The 13,818-nt window shown below is 74.5% G+C and carries 14 protein-coding genes; 8 read left to right on the forward strand and 6 right to left on the reverse strand.

Translation table 11 applies throughout. The features are described from left to right. Positions 1 to 323: 323 nt before the first annotated feature. The 5 genes from MNZ39_RS08740 (at position 324) to MNZ39_RS08760 (ending at position 3,831) form a co-directional block, all read left to right on the forward strand. Positions 324 to 545 (forward strand): hypothetical protein, encoded by a 222-nt coding sequence (locus MNZ39_RS08740; protein ID WP_242337444.1) that lies wholly within the window; start codon positions 324 to 326, stop codon positions 543 to 545. A gap of 66 nt (positions 546 to 611) precedes the next feature. Next, positions 612 to 1,826, forward strand: a complete 1,215-nt coding sequence (locus MNZ39_RS08745) for a DUF1015 domain-containing protein (RefSeq protein WP_242337446.1) — start codon at positions 612 to 614, stop codon at positions 1,824 to 1,826. Between the two features lie 80 nt (positions 1,827 to 1,906). After that, positions 1,907 to 2,434: a GbsR/MarR family transcriptional regulator gene (locus MNZ39_RS08750; protein ID WP_242337448.1), complete on the forward strand. Its 528-nt coding sequence runs from the start codon at positions 1,907 to 1,909 to the stop codon at positions 2,432 to 2,434. 91 nt (positions 2,435 to 2,525) lie between these two features. Further along, a complete protein-coding gene (locus MNZ39_RS08755; RefSeq protein ID WP_242337450.1) occupies positions 2,526 to 3,440 on the forward strand; it encodes an SDR family oxidoreductase in 915 nt (304 codons plus the stop codon). Positions 3,441 to 3,480: 40 nt separating this feature from the next. Continuing rightward, a complete protein-coding gene (locus MNZ39_RS08760) occupies positions 3,481 to 3,831 on the forward strand; it encodes a hypothetical protein (RefSeq protein WP_242337452.1) in 351 nt (116 codons plus the stop codon). Positions 3,832 to 3,945: 114 nt separating this feature from the next. Here the strand turns inward: MNZ39_RS08760 and MNZ39_RS08765 are convergent, their stop codons facing one another. The 3 genes from MNZ39_RS08765 to MNZ39_RS08775 all read right to left on the reverse strand — a co-directional run bounded on the left by MNZ39_RS08765 (position 3,946) and on the right by MNZ39_RS08775 (position 5,515). Further along, the gene (locus MNZ39_RS08765) at positions 3,946 to 4,494 is read right to left on the reverse strand and encodes a TlpA disulfide reductase family protein (protein WP_242337453.1); all 549 of its coding nucleotides are present in this window, start codon (positions 4,492 to 4,494) and stop codon (positions 3,946 to 3,948) included. Between the two features lie 43 nt (positions 4,495 to 4,537). Further along, on the reverse strand, positions 4,538 to 4,906 hold the full coding sequence (locus MNZ39_RS08770; RefSeq protein WP_242337455.1) for a response regulator: 369 nt from the start codon (positions 4,904 to 4,906) through the stop codon (positions 4,538 to 4,540). A 93-nt stretch (positions 4,907 to 4,999) separates the two neighbouring features. Further along, positions 5,000 to 5,515, reverse strand: a complete 516-nt coding sequence (locus tag MNZ39_RS08775) for a TspO/MBR family protein (protein ID WP_242337457.1) — start codon at positions 5,513 to 5,515, stop codon at positions 5,000 to 5,002. 188 nt (positions 5,516 to 5,703) lie between these two features. On the opposite strand from MNZ39_RS08775, the gene MNZ39_RS08780 reads away from it, so the two are divergent. After that, the gene (locus tag MNZ39_RS08780) at positions 5,704 to 7,230 is read left to right on the forward strand and encodes an ATP-binding cassette domain-containing protein (protein ID WP_242337459.1); all 1,527 of its coding nucleotides are present in this window, start codon (positions 5,704 to 5,706) and stop codon (positions 7,228 to 7,230) included. Between the two features lie 21 nt (positions 7,231 to 7,251). On the opposite strand, the gene MNZ39_RS08785 is transcribed toward MNZ39_RS08780, so the two are convergent. Beyond that, positions 7,252 to 8,526 (reverse strand): 4Fe-4S dicluster domain-containing protein, encoded by a 1,275-nt coding sequence (locus tag MNZ39_RS08785; RefSeq protein WP_242337461.1) that lies wholly within the window; start codon positions 8,524 to 8,526, stop codon positions 7,252 to 7,254. A gap of 247 nt (positions 8,527 to 8,773) precedes the next feature. On the opposite strand from MNZ39_RS08785, the gene MNZ39_RS08790 reads away from it, so the two are divergent. Next, complete coding sequence (locus MNZ39_RS08790; protein WP_242337463.1) at positions 8,774 to 10,351, forward strand: aromatic amino acid hydroxylase; 1,578 nt, start codon at positions 8,774 to 8,776, stop codon at positions 10,349 to 10,351. 12 nt (positions 10,352 to 10,363) lie between these two features. Here MNZ39_RS08790 and MNZ39_RS08795 read toward each other — a convergent pair whose 3' ends face one another. Together MNZ39_RS08795 and MNZ39_RS08800 are read right to left on the reverse strand one after the other, a co-directional pair. Continuing rightward, positions 10,364 to 10,864, reverse strand: coding sequence for a bacteriohemerythrin (locus MNZ39_RS08795; RefSeq protein ID WP_242337465.1), 501 nt, complete (start codon positions 10,862 to 10,864; stop codon positions 10,364 to 10,366). A gap of 151 nt (positions 10,865 to 11,015) precedes the next feature. After that, a complete protein-coding gene (locus tag MNZ39_RS08800; RefSeq protein WP_242337467.1) occupies positions 11,016 to 12,110 on the reverse strand; it encodes a rhomboid family intramembrane serine protease in 1,095 nt (364 codons plus the stop codon). Between the two features lie 414 nt (positions 12,111 to 12,524). Here MNZ39_RS08800 and MNZ39_RS08805 point away from each other — a divergent pair, with 414 nt between their 5' ends. Beyond that, complete coding sequence (locus MNZ39_RS08805; RefSeq protein ID WP_242337469.1) at positions 12,525 to 13,802, forward strand: hypothetical protein; 1,278 nt, start codon at positions 12,525 to 12,527, stop codon at positions 13,800 to 13,802. Positions 13,803 to 13,818 lie beyond the last annotated feature (16 nt).

Consider the following 13,818-nt stretch of genomic DNA (forward strand, 5'->3'; position numbering starts at 1 on the left):
GCGCGCAGGACGACGGTCCGGACGCGCGGGGAGCTTCACTGCTAGCAACCGTTGTGCCCCGAAGGGGTGAGGCGTTGTGGGCGCTCAGGAGGTCGCAGATGTCGCACCCTCCTCGTGACGGGCACGTACGCTCGTTCTGGTCGCGAGCTGTCCACCGAGGTGCGCCAGGCGAGCGTGCGCCCGCGCGCAGGCTCCGCGCGAGGTGGAGCCCTCACGCAACCCTTGCGTGCAGCGCCGGGGTCCAGCGCCGAGGTCCATTTGGCCGCATGTCGCCGGCTACCCCGCTGGCGTACACTCGCCCTTCACCCTATCGGAGGCACGCCGTGACTCAGACGGAACGGCTGGCCCGCCGCGACGAGCTGCGGGCCGAGATCGCCAAGCACGAGGGCATGCTCGCCGCGCTGCGCGCGGAAGAGGCCAAGCTCCTCGACGAGTGCGATCACAACTACGCGGACGGCCGGCACGCCACGACCGGCGCGCGGGTGAAGATCTGCGCCATCTGCGGCCGCGTGCTGCCGACGCGCGACGACAAGCTCTGGGGCTAGGCCCGCGGCGTCCCGAGCGCGACGGCCGGCGTTCTGCTAGAACGACCGGCCTCGCCGGAGGACCGCATGGCCACCATGAAGCCGTTCCGGGCGCTGCGCCCGCCCGCCGATCTCGCCGCCCGCGTCGCCTCGCCCCCCTACGACGTCGTCTCGACGCGGGAGGCGCGCGCGCTCGCGAAGGGCAACCCCGACAGCTACCTGCGCGTCTCGCGCCCCGAGATCGACCTGCCCGAGGGCACGGACGAGCACGCGGACGCGGTGTACGCGAAGGGCGCCGAGAACCTCGCGGAGCTCGTCCAGAGCGGCGTGCTGCGCGCCGATCCCGAGCCGCGCTTCTACGTGTACGCGCAGCGGATGGGCGCGCACCGGCAGACCGGCCTCGTCGCCTGCGCCTCCGTCGAGGAGTACGACCGGGACGTCATCAAGAAGCACGAGAAGACGCGCGCGGACAAGGAGGACGACCGCGTCCGCCACATCGACACGCTCTCCGCGCACGACGAGCCGGTGTTCCTCACCTACCGGGCCGCGCCGGAGATCGACAGCGCGATCGAGGAGGTGAAGCGCGCCGCGCCCGAGGTGGACCTCGTGACGCCGGACGGCGTGGGCCACCAGCTCTGGGTCGTGCCCGCCGCCATCGGGGCGCGCCTCGAGGCGCTCTTCGCGGGCGTGCCGGCGCTCTACGTCGCCGACGGCCACCACCGCTCCGCCGCCGCCTCGCGCGTCCACGCGAAGCGCGCCGGTCAGCCCGGCGAGCACGGCGCCTTCCTCGCCGTCGTGTTCCCCCACGACCAGATGCAGATCCTCGCCTACAACCGGCTCGTGCGGGACCCGCGCGGCCGGACCGCGGGCGAGCTGCTCGGCGAGATCGGCAAGGTGATGGACGTCTCGCCGGCGAGCGACCCGCGGCCGCCCGGCCCGCTCGCCTTCGGCATCTACGCGGCGGGCCGCTGGTACCTCGCCCGTGTGCGGCCGGGCTCGTACCCGGCGCAGGACCCCGTCGCCTCGCTGGACTGCGCGATCGCGCAGGACCAGATCCTGGCGCCCATCTTCGGCATCGCCGACCCCCGCACCTCGAAGGACGTCGACTTCGTCGGCGGCATCCGCGGCCACGAGGAGCTCGAGCGGCGCGTGAAGGAGGAGGGCTGGTCGCTCGCGCTGCACCTCTTCCCCACGCGCATCGAGCAGCTCATCGCGGTGTCCGACGCCGGCAAGCTCATGCCGCCGAAGAGCACCTGGTTCGAGCCGAAGCTGAGGTCGGGGCTGTTCGTGCACCGGTTCTAGCCGTCCTCTTCTCGCCGTCGAGCCCGCCCCTCGCGGGGGCGTTGACGTCGGACGATCGTTCTCAATATTCTGAACGCACGATGCCGGCGGCGACTCCCGAGACAGTGCAGCGCTTCGTCGAGGCCTGGGGCGCGATGGGCTCGCTCTGGGGCATCAACCGGTCGGTGGCGCGCGTGCACGCGCTGCTCATGGCGACCGAGGAGCCCCTCGCGCTCGAGGAGATCGCCGAGCGGCTCCAGATCTCCAAGGGCAACGCCTCGATGTCGCTGCGCGAGCTGCGGACGTTCGGCGTGGTGCGGCAGGTCGAGGTGGCCGGCGAACGCAGGGACTTCTACGTCACCGAGCCGGACGTCTGGCTCATGTTCTTCCGCATCCTGAAGGAGCGAAAGCGGCGGGAGTTCGATCCGGCCCTGGAGGCGATCCACGCGCTCGTGGACGCGCCGGGCGCGACCGGTGCGGTCCGCGGTCGGCTCGAGCAGATGGCGGACCTCCTCACCACCGTGGAGGGCGTCGTGAACCGGTTCCTCCAGGACCCGCAGTCGTCCCGCTCGGCCCTGGCGTTCATCGCCGGGATGCCGTTCGGCCGAAGGCAGAACGGGAAGGGGTAGCTCGGGCCGCCTCGCGGGCGCGGAAGGGAATCGGCGTACCCACGACGTTCATAAAATTCTGAACTTTGATGGTCGATGAGGAGGAAAGCCCATGAGCCGCCCACACGTCCACGCGATCACCGGCGCCTTCGGCTACAGCGGGAGGGAGATCGCGCGGCTCCTCCTCGCGCGCGGCGAGCGCGTGAGGACGCTCACCGGGCACCCGGACCGCCCCGATCCCTTCGGCGGACGCGTCGAGGTGGAGCCCTTCCGCTTCGATGATCCGTCCAGGATGCGCGAGGCGCTCGCGGGCGTGAGGGTCCTCTACAACACCTACTGGGTCCGCTTCGATCACGGCGCGTCGACGTTCGCGCGGGCGGTCGAGAACAGCCGCGCGCTCTTCCGCGCGGCGGCGGAGGCCGGCGTCGAGCGCGTCGTCCACGTCTCCATCACGAACCCCGCGTCGGGCTCGCCCCTGCCGTACTTCCGCGGCAAGGCCGAAGTCGAGCGGGCGCTCCGCGAGTCGGGGCTCTCCCACGCCATCCTTCGCCCCGCGGTGTTCTTCGGCGGCAGGGACGTGCTCATCAACAACATCGCGTGGCTGCTGCGGCGGCTCCCCGTGTTCGGGGTGGCGCGCGGTGCCTACGGCATCCAGCCGGTGCACGTCGAGGACGTGGCGCGGCTCGCCGTGGAGCAGGGAGAGCGCGGCGGGGACGTGGTCCTCGACGCGGTCGGCCCCGAGGTGTTCGCGTTCGACGAGCTCGTCCGGCTCGTCCGCGCGGCCGTACGTTCGCGGGCCGCGATCGTGCCGGTCCCGCGGTGGCTGCTCCTCGGCGCGGCCCGCGCGCTCTGCGCGCCGCTCGGCGACGTCGTGCTCACGAAGGACGAGGTCGAGGGGCTCACCGCGAACCTGCTCGTCTCCGGCGGGCCGCCCACCGCCGTCACGAGCTTCACGGAGTGGCTCGCCGCGCACGCGGACGGGCTCGGGATCGAGTGGGCGTCCGAGCTCGGCAGGCACTACCAGTGAGCGAATCGACCGGCGTGCGGCAGGGAGAGGGGAGGAGAGGATGACTTCCGCGTCGATGTTCTCGATCGAGGTGCTGACGGCACTGCTCTGCAGCGTGGGCATCACCGCGGTGCTCACGCGCCCGCTGCGCGCCGTGCTCACCGACGTGTGCGGGACGCCCGAGCGCGCGGGGTTCTGGGTCCGCTATGCGAACGTGATGCTGTTCCTCGCGCCGCTCGTGGGGATCGTGGTGTTCGGACGGTCCGGCTCCCTCGCTGAACCGACCCTGGGTTTCTACAAGGCGGCGCTCGGCTCGGCGCTGTCCGGCGCATTCGTCGCGCTCGCGGCGATCGGCCTGCAGGTCTCGCGGTTCCTCCCCCGGCGCAACGACGGCGCACCGCCCGCGGGGTGACGGCCGCGGGACCCGCCGCTTCGTCGTTTCCCCGCCTGGCCTCGCGCCGCACGCGCTCGGGGCGACCCGCGCGCCTTCGACGCGCCTCGGTCGCGGCTCGAGCCGCGGGTCGCCTCAGAGGAGGAGCCGCAGCAGCATCCCGACCGTCGTGGTGTAGCCGGCGGCGGAGCGCTTCACGCGGCCCTGCGCGTCGAGGAAGTAGTACGTCGGGAACGAGTCGACGCGAAAGGCGCGCACCGCCCCGTCGTCCGCGAGGAGCACGGGGAGCTCGACGCCCTGCTCGCGCACGTAGGCCCGTACGTCGGCGAGGTCCTCGTAGGCCGCCGCGATCGTGACGACGCGGGCGCGAGCGCCGGCGAGGCGGCTCACCCAGGACAGGTTGCCGGAGGCGGCCTTGCAGACCGGGCACCACGGCGCCCAGAAGGCCACGAGGACCTGCTTGCCGCGCAGGGAGTCGAGCGCGACGCGCTCCCCGGTGAGCGACGGGAGGACGATCGAAGGCGCGGTTCCGCGCTCGAGGTGGCCGCGCGTCTGCCACGCTCCCACGAGCAGCACGGCCGCGAGCACGAAGGCGAGATCGACGGCCCACCTCGCAGCGCGGGTCCCGCGGAGGCGCCGGTAGGCGCCCGCGAGGCGCGAGGCTGCTGGGTCTGGAGAGCTCATGCGCTGGTGGGAGCCGCGGCGGGCGGGAGGGATGCGCCGCGCCTCATGCGGTCAGGCCGCGCAGCGCCGCGAGCAGCTCCTCCACGCCGAACGGCTTCGGCAGGAACGCGTCGAACTCGATCCCCTGCCGCATCCGCGAGGAGGTGTGGCCGCTCGACATGACGATGCGCACGCCGGCGAGGCGTGGGTTTTCGCGGATCCGGGCGACGAGCTCGCGCCCGTCCATGCCGGGCATGACGAGATCGAGGAGCACGATCGCGGGAGGCGGCCCTTCGGCGAGCGTCTCGAGCGCGCGCGCGCCGTCCTCGGCCAGCGTGACGAGGTAGCCCTCGAGCTCGAGGCACTCCTGCAGGTTCTCGCGCAGGGCGGCGCTGTCGTCGACGACGAGGATCCTGGCTGGCTCGGGGCTCATCCGCTCGCCCGGTTGGATAACGCTCGCCCCCGCGAGGGGCAAGCTCGACGAGGTCCCAGGATCGCGGGGCTCACCCCGCCGGGCGAGCGCCGGCTACGGGGCGTTTCGCCGGACGATGCTCGCGTTGAGGACGAGCGCGAAGCCGGACCAGCCGAGGTACGGCAGCATCAGCACCGCGGCGGCCCGGTCGGCGCGGCGCGCCGTCCAGGCGTACGCGCCGACGACCGGGAGGAGCGCGGCGAGCACCCCCAGCGCCGCGCGCGTTCGGCGCGCGCCGAAGAAGACCGGCGACCATGCCCCGTTCAGCGCGAGCTGCGCGCTCCACAGCGCGAGGGCGCGGCGGCGGACGGGCGACCTGCTCCGCCACACGCGGTACCCGGACGTCGCCATGAGCGCGTAGAGCGCGGTCCAGACCGGCGGGAAGGCGGCAGAGGGCGGCTGGTACCGCGGCTTCTCGAGGCGCCGGTACCAACGGCTCTGCACGGAGCGCCGCGTCGCTGCCGCGCCGAGCGCCGACACCGCTGCGGTCGCGCCGGCGAAGGTCCCGAAGGCGAGGAGCCGCGCGCCGGGGCCCGGCGGGGTGAGGTGGCGGATGTCGAGCTCGGTCATGCCTCGAACGTGCGCACGCGGGCGTCGCCGCGGCTGCGCCCGCTTGCGCGCGCCCGTTCGCCGGGCTACGAATGGCGCGCGCCGCTCGCGCGGCGCGTCCATGCTCGCCTAGCTCCGGAACCCGAGGCCTCTCTCCTCCCCGCGACGCGGTCACCCCCGCGCGCCCCGGTCCCTCCTGGAGCACGATCATGCCCTCCGTCCGCCTCGAGCGGCTCTCGTTCGCCTACGCGGACTCGAGCCCCATCCTCTCCGACGTCGATCTGCTGCTGCCGTCCGGCTTCACCGCCCTCGTGGGCGAGAACGGCGCGGGGAAGTCCACGCTGCGCGCGCTCCTCGCCGGCGCGCTCGCGCCGGGCCAGGGCCGCGTGTGCGCGGACCCGGAGGGTGCGCTCGTCGCGCTCTGCCCGCAGGAGGTGCACCTGCCGGGCGAGGCGGTCTTCGCGCTCGCCGGGCGCGACGACGGCGAGTCCCGCCGGCTGCGCGCGTCGCTCGCGCTGGCCCCGCAGGAGCTCGGGCGCTGGGGATCGCTCTCGCCCGGCGAGCGCAAGCGCTGGCAGGTCGCCGGTGCCCTCGCGGCGGAGCCCGACGTGCTGCTCCTCGACGAGCCGACGAACCACGCGGACGCGGACGCCCGCGCGCTCCTCGTCGCGGCGCTCCGGCGCTTCCGCGGAGTGGGCGTGGTCGTCTCGCACGATCGCGCGCTCCTCGAGGCGATCGCGCCGCGCACGCTCCGGCTCCACCGCGGCGAGGCGCGGCTGTGGCCGCTCCCGTACGGCGCGGCGCGCGCAGGGTGGGAGGAGGAGCTCCGCGCGGCCTGGGACCGCCGCGGCGCGGCGCAGGAGGCGGCGCGGAGGGGCGCGCGGAAGCTCGACGAGGCGCGCCGGGAGCGCGAGGCGGCGGAGCGCGCGATGAGCGGGAGAGGGCGCGATCCGAAGGATCGCGACGCGCGCACGCTCGGCGCGAAGACGCGGCGCGCGTGGGCGGAGGACGGGCTCGGCGCCCACGTGAACCGGCTCCGCTCGGCGGCGGAGCGCGCGGACGCGGCCGTCCCGGACGCGCCGGGCGCCGCGGTGCTCGGCGGGGCGATCTCCCTCGGGTTCGAGCGAGCGCCGCGCCCGGTGCTCCTCGCGCTCGACGCGGACGTCGTGCGGGCCGGGCCCGCGCCCGTGCTGCGCGACGTGCACGTGCGGCTCCGGCGCGAGGCGCGCGTTCGCGTCGAAGGGCCGAACGGCGCCGGCAAGACGACGCTCGTCGAGGCGCTCCTCGCCGGCTCGACGCTCCCGCCCGAGAAGCTCCTCCACCTGCCGCAGGAGCTCCCTCCCGGCGCGGGGGCGCGCCTCCTCGAGGAGGTGCGCGCGCTCGCGCCGGAGCCGAAGGGGAGGGTGCTCTCGCTCGTCGCCGCGCTCGGGAGCGACCCGGCGCGGCTCCTCGCCTCGCGCGATCCGTCTCCGGGCGAGGCGCGCAAGCTCCTCCTCGCGCTCGGGCTCGGGCGGCACGCCTGGGCGCTCGTGCTCGACGAGCCGACCAACCACCTCGACCTGCCCACCGTGGAGCGGCTCGAGGCCGCGCTCGAGGCGTACCCGGGCGCCATCCTGCTCGTCACGCACGACGACGCGTTCGCGGCGCGCGTGCTGGGCGAGCGCGCCGGCGCGCGGGGCGCGGACGCGCGGGCGGAGCGGTGGCGCATCGCGGGAGGACGGGTCGCGCCGGAGTAGCGCGCGCCGGGGAGGGGCCGCTCAGGCCCGCCGGCAGAGCGCCTCGAGGTAGCGCGACCGCACCTGCTCGGTCGCGAGGAGGCGCTTCGCGGGAGGGAGGCGGAGGACGACGCCGAGGAGCGCGGCGAGGGCCCGGTGGCTGAAGAGCACCCGGTCGTCGAAGACGAGCTCCTGCAGCTTGCCGCGCTCGATCGCCATGAGGACCGCGCGGTGCGCGCCGTTGAGCGGCGTGAGCCGCCGGCGGGCGCGCGGGCGCAGCGCGATGGCCCCGGGAGTGCAGGCGCGGACGCACACGCCGCAGCCGAGGCAGCGCTCCTCGTCGAGCCGCGCCACCGTCCGCTTCGGGTGGCGCGCGTCGTTCGCCGACACCGCCGAGAGCGCCTCCACCGGGCAGGCGCGGACGCATTTCTCGCAGCCGTTGCAGGCCCGCTCGTCCACGGCCGGGAGGAACGCGGTCGTGTGGATGGGGTGCATCACCGCGAACTTCCGCGCTGCGATCATCGCCTCGCAGCAGCAGCCGCAGCAGTTGCAGATGAAGTTCACCGACTCGCGCACGTTCTCGCCGAACTGCACGAGGCCGCGGTCGCGGGCCTGCTGGAGGAGGTCGAGCCCCTCCGCCACGTCCACGGCCCGGGCGTGGCCGTGCCGGACGAGCGAGGCCGCGGAGACGTTGAACGTCATGCAGATGTCCTGCGGCGCGTCGCAGGCCCGACCGAGGTGCTGCATCTTGTGGCGGCAGTAGCAGAGGCCGACGGCGCGGTGCCTCGCGGTCCGGATCACCTCGCTCGCGCGCTCGTAGTCGAGCACGTGCAGGGCGTCGTCCTCCGCGACCGCCTCCTCGTTCACGAACGTCCGCCCGAGCTGCGTCTCGCCGCCGGCGAACAGCGCCCGGACGAAGTCCTCCTCCACGTTGAGGTACTGGTAGAAGAGCTCCGCGAGCGCCTTCTGGTCCAGGTCGCCCCGCACGCGCATCATCGAGAACTCGAAGAACCCCGCCATCGGCGGGGGCAGCACGTAGCGGAAGCCGTCCTTGCCCTCGATGTCCACGAGCAGCGCGCGCGCCGCGAGCGCCTCGAGGACCTTGCGCGCCTCCGCCTCGGTGGTCTTCCAGACGGCCGCGGCCTTCGCCACGGTGAACGGCTTCAGGGGGAGGACGGACACGAGCTCCGCCTCCCGCTCGCTGAACAGGAGCCTCAGGATCTCGAAGAGGCTCCGAGAGGGCGGCGCCCCCTGCGGGGAGCGGTTCAGCCGCTCCGTGAGGCGCTCGTAGACGGATCGCGATGCGTGGTGGGCCATGGGCTCTGGTCTCCGGTCTCTCGCGCCGTGCCTGCCGGGGCAGCACAGCAGAATCGCGGCTCCTCCGGAGCGCTCGAACGGGGGTCGCGACGTTTGGCGCATCGCGTCGGGCCGATTCCGGGGAGGTTCTCGCGCGGGAGGACCTGGCGCCCGGCGGTCCGCCCGTTAATCGAGAGGCGCCGCGCGTGGCCCGTGCGCCCTACCGGCGAGGGGGCTGCAGTCGCAACGTTTCCACGGGAGCGAGACCATGACCCCCAGCGAGCGCGCCATCGCGAGCCTCCCGCCGCACCTGCGCCGGTTCGTCGTCTCGCAGGAGTACGACGCGTACACGCCGCGGGACCACGCCGTCTGGCGCCACGTCCTGCGCCGGCTCACGGCCCACCTCCGCGAGCGCGCCCACCCGCGCTACCTCGCGGGGCTCGACGCCACCGGCATCGAGGTGGAGCGCATCCCCAGGCTCGACGAGATGAACGTGAAGCTCGAGCGGGTGGGCTGGTCGGCGGTGGCGGTGCGCGGGTTCATCCCGCCGGCGGTGTTCACCGAGCTCCAGAGCCGGCGCGTCCTCGCCATCGCCGCGGACGTCCGCACCCACGAGCACATCGAGTACACGCCGGCGCCGGACATCGTGCACGAGAGCGCCGGCCACGCCCCCTTCGTCGCGGACCCGACCTACGCCGAGTACCTGCAGCGCTGCGGCGAGGTGGGCTTCCGCGCGATCGCCTCGGTCGAGGACCAGGCGGTGTTCGAGGCGATCCGGAACCTCTCCGTCGTGAAGGAGGACCCGACGGCGGGGCCGGAGGAGGTCGCCCTCGCCGAGCGGCGGCTGGCGGAGGCCGCGGCGAGCGTCCGCTACGTGTCCGAGTCCACGCGGGCGAGCCGCCTGTACTGGTGGACCGCCGAGTACGGGCTCGTCGGGGCGCTCGACGCCCCGCGGCTCTACGGCGCCGGCCTCCTCTCCTCGATCGGCGAGGCCGTCCACTGTCTCACGCCCGCGGTGAAGAAGGTCCCGCTCACGGCGGCGTGCGCCGACGTCGCCTACGACATCACGCGCATGCAGCCCCAGCTCTTCGTGGCGCGCGACTTCGACCAGCTCTTCGAGGTGCTCGACGAGTTCTCGAAGACGCTCTCGTGGCGGCGCGGCGGCGATCACGGCCTCGAGGAGGCGCGGCGCGCCCGCTCCGTGAACCACCTCGTCCTCTCCGGTGGGCGCGAGCTGTCGGGTCGGGTGGTGGGGCGCGTCGAGGCGCTCGCGAGGGTCGGGCCCGGCCTCCGCAGCGCGCTCGCGCGGCTCGACGGCCCGGTGCTCGTGTCGCGGGGCGGCATCGCGCAGGGGAAGCCCTGGCCCGGCGACGTCGTGGTCGCCTTCGGGCGCGCGGAGCTCCCGGAGCGCGGGGCGTTCGGCGTGACCTTCCCCTCCGGCCTCTCGCTCCAGGGGTTCGCGGTCGGCGGCGGCGAGGTGGTGAACCTGCGCGGCGCGATCGCGGGGCGGCCGCTCGACCTGCCCTCGTGGTCGCTCCTCTTCGTCTCGGAGGACCTCAGCTCGGTCGCGGGCGGCCCCGCGGATCCGGGCACGTGGGACCGCTGGTTCGGCGAGCTGGCGTCGTTCACCGAGGGAGAGGGCGAGGCGCGGGCGCGCGCGCGGAAGGCCGAGGCGCTCCCTGCGCCGCTCGCCGCGCTCTACGCCGAGGTGCGGCGCCTGCGGGAGGCGGGCGCGCCGTCACGCGAGCGGCTCGCGGAGATCCGCGAGGCCGCGGCGGCGTTCACGGAGGACTGGCTCCTGCGCGCGGAGGTGGACGAGCTCCTCGGCGTGCCCGCGCCCGCTTGAGCGGGGGAGCGCTCAGGAGACGTGGTGCGTGCCGGTGCGGTGCCAGCGCGCGACCCCCGGCTCGCCGGGGCGGCGCCGCGCCAGGTGCACGGCGAGCTTCGAGTCGTTCACGCGGATGTGGAAGCGCAGCCACTCCGGGAGGCGCGTGCCGAGCCAGACCGCGACGAGGGGCGTCGGGCCCTTCTCGCGGAGCTCGTCGCGCATGCTCGCGAAGTCCGCCATGAACAGCTCGTGCGCGGCCCGGTGGCGGGAGCGATCCGGGTAGAGCGTCTCGTCCATGAGCCGCTCCTCCGATGCGAGGTTCTCCACGATGGCGTCGGCGAGCCGGCTCACGGCGCGCTCGGCGCCCTCGCGCGTGCCGGCGAGCGATCGCGCGGCGTCCTCCAGCCGGCGGAAGATCTCGACGTGCTCCTCGTCGAGCTGGGTGTGGTTCACCGTGAGCTCTGGCGTCCAGTCCGCGGACATGATCGCCTCCGGTGGACCGACGATCTCGCGCCGCGCGGCGACGGACAAGTACCGCGAGCGCCTCACCCGTGAGTGCGGGACCGGCGCCTCGCCGCTCCGCCGGCGCCTCCGGGATTCACCCGATGACCGAGCGGGACGGATCCCCGTTCGAGGCGCGCGGTCGCACGCGATCGGGCGGTGTGGCCGGCGATCGCGTCGCTCACCGGCCCTCCGCCCGGATCCCGGCCGCGTCCCGGCAGCTCTGCTCCTCGCCGAGCGCGCACGACTCCTCGAGGTAGGCGAGGCCGCGGGCGGCGTCCGCCGGACGGCCGTCGCCGGTGGCGTGGCGGTAACCGAGCATCCGCGCGACGCGGGCAGCGGAGCGGCGGACGTCGTCGCGGAGCGGCGCGCCCGCCGAGGTCGCGAGCTCTCGCAGCGCCTGCAGCGCCCCCTCGAGATCTCCCTCGTGCGCCCGGACGAGCGCGCGGAAGTAGGCGAGCGTGGGCGAGCGCTGGCCGCGTGCCTCCGCGATCGAGAGGAGGCGGCGCGCCTCGGCGCCGTCCTCGCGCCCGAGCGCCGCGTGGACCTCGCGCTCGAGCTCCTCGGCCTGGAACTGGGTGGTCCCGGATCGTGGCCAGACGGCGAGGAGCACCAGCGCCACGAGGGCGAGGCCGAGCGCCGGCCACGGCCAGGCGCCGCTCGAGGCGGGCCGCGTGAGGAGCCACGCGGCCGCGACCCCGGCGGCGAGCCCGCCGGCGTGAGCGAAGTCGTCCGCCGGGAGGCGTCCCGGGTAGAGCCGCGAGGCGACGAAGCCGAGCGCGAGCGCGCCCAGGACGAGCACGACGTGCGGCGCGGCGAGGAAGCGCCGCACGCTCCCTGCCCGGCGCAGCTCCAGCACGAGCAGGGCGCCGACCATCCCGAACACCCCGCCGGAAGCGCCCGCCACGACCGCGTCGTGGCCGAGGAGCGAAGCGGCCGAGGCGGCGACGAGGCTCGCGAGATAGAGGGCGAGGAAGCGCACCCGCCCGAGCCGCCGCTCGACGATGGGACCGGCGAGGAGGAGCGCGCCCAGGTTCATGGCGAGGTGCTGCCAGCCGCCGTGCAGGAACCCGGCGGTCACGAGCCGCCACGCCTCGCCCGCCCACACGCGGCTCCGCTCCAGCGCGCCGAGGCGGACGAGCAGCGCGGGGTCGCTCGGGTCGCCGCGCGACAGGACGAGCGCGAAGAGGGCGGCATTCACCGCCGCGAGCGCCCAGGTGACGGCTGGCGCGGTGCGCGTACGAGGAGGCGGGGGAGGGGAGGCGAAGCCGTGCATCGGCGACGAGCATAGCGGGCGCCGCCGTGCGTGCACATCGCACAGGGGTAGGCGCGACCCTTCGGCGCGCCCGCGTGGAAGGCCGAGCTGCACCTCCAGTGATCTCGGCGCGTTGACTCGTCGTGCAATGCGAGCTGTGCGCCGGTGTGCGTTTGCGCCCCTGGTCGAGCGTCAGACGAGTGCCGCGCACCGGGAGTGACTGGAACCCAGGGTGATCCAACCGGTTGCGATGAAGATCGAATCCGGCGTTGACATCGAGTGAAATGAGCGCGCAGTCTATTCCCCGACGGCACGACAATAGCGACCTCGTCGAAAGGCGAGCAGGCAAAAGCCCGGACCCACGCGGTCCCAGGGCCGACCGAATGCCGGTGAGTGCGTGATCGCGCACCCCCGGATGCGATTTCAGGGGTGGGCATGGTTCGCGCAACGCGTGGGTACCTGATCGTCCTCGGCGGCATCGTCGCCGCGGCGTGCAGCGGCGGCTCGACGCGCGAGTCCGTGCCGTACACCGCGACGGCGGCGCTCGGCGCCTACGAGGACGGGTCGGGGCGTCTCGGCCTCGCGGTGCTCACCACGATCCGGAGCGACACGGGCGCGGGGCCGGAATCGGACTGGCTGCTCGAGCTCGGGCGCGACGGTGCGGCGCTCGGGAGGCCCGCCGCGTACGCAGCCGGCGCCGGCTACGCGGTCTCCCTCTGGCCGGACGTCGCGCCGGTCGAAGGTGCGGCCTTCCAGATCGTCGCATCCAGCGGCGGGCAGACGCTGGCGACGGCCGCGACGCTGGCTGACGCGATCCCGCTCGCGGTGCCCGGCGCCGCGCTCTCTCTCGACGGGACGCGCCTGGAGTGGGGCGACGTCGCCGGCGCGGAGGCGTACGCGTGCGTCCTGACCGCGAACGGGGCGATCCAGGAGCAGCAGGTCTCGGCGGCTGCCGGCTGCGACGTCTCGGCGCTCCCCGACGGCTCTTACCTCGCGTCGATCCAGGCGCTCGGCGCCGATCCGACGGCGCTGGCGCCTGGAGTCGCTCCAGCGATGCCGCGGAGCTTCCGCGTCTCGCAGGCACGGCTGGGGTTGCTCCTGCGTGCCTCTGGAGCGCCGCTCGTGCTTCGCGCCGCCGGCGGGCGCATCGACTACGGCCTCGTCCCCGGGCTGGCGATCTGGGTCGGTCTCTCGGCGCCGGACGAAGCGCCGGACGGGGGCGTCTGGTCGATCACCGTGACCGGTCCCGACCTGCCGGAGTCGGATCCCCTGCGCTTCGAGCTGCCGGTCAACTTCACGAAGCGGCTGGTCTGGGCCTACGGCCTGCCGCCGACCCCCGGGCTCTACACGCTGGTCGCGAGCGACGGGGTCGAGTCGATCACGACGCAGTTCGCCATCGCGCCGCCGCTCCCGCTGCCGCTCCCCGAGGGCGTGTCCGCCAGCGGCGACGTGAAGGGCGGCGCCCACGTGACCTGGGCCCGCGTCCCGGGCGCCCAGAGCTACTTCGCTTCCGTGTGGCTCGGGAGCTCCTACGTCGCCGGGCAGTGGGTGACGGGCACGTCCGCGGATTTCCTGGCCGGCACGTTCACCTCGGGGCTCACCTACGAGGTCTACGTCGCGGCGGCCGACTTCGACGTCACGGCGGGTCCTCCGCCGACGCGCGTCTCCGCATCCGAGAACAGCTACACCCCGGCGCGCTTCGCCGCGCCGTGAATCGGGGGCATGGAAG

Origin of the sequence: Anaeromyxobacter sp. SG66, assembly GCF_022690805.1 — a bacterium.
In the GTDB taxonomy this organism is placed as follows: domain Bacteria; phylum Myxococcota; class Myxococcia; order Myxococcales; family Anaeromyxobacteraceae; genus Anaeromyxobacter; species Anaeromyxobacter soli.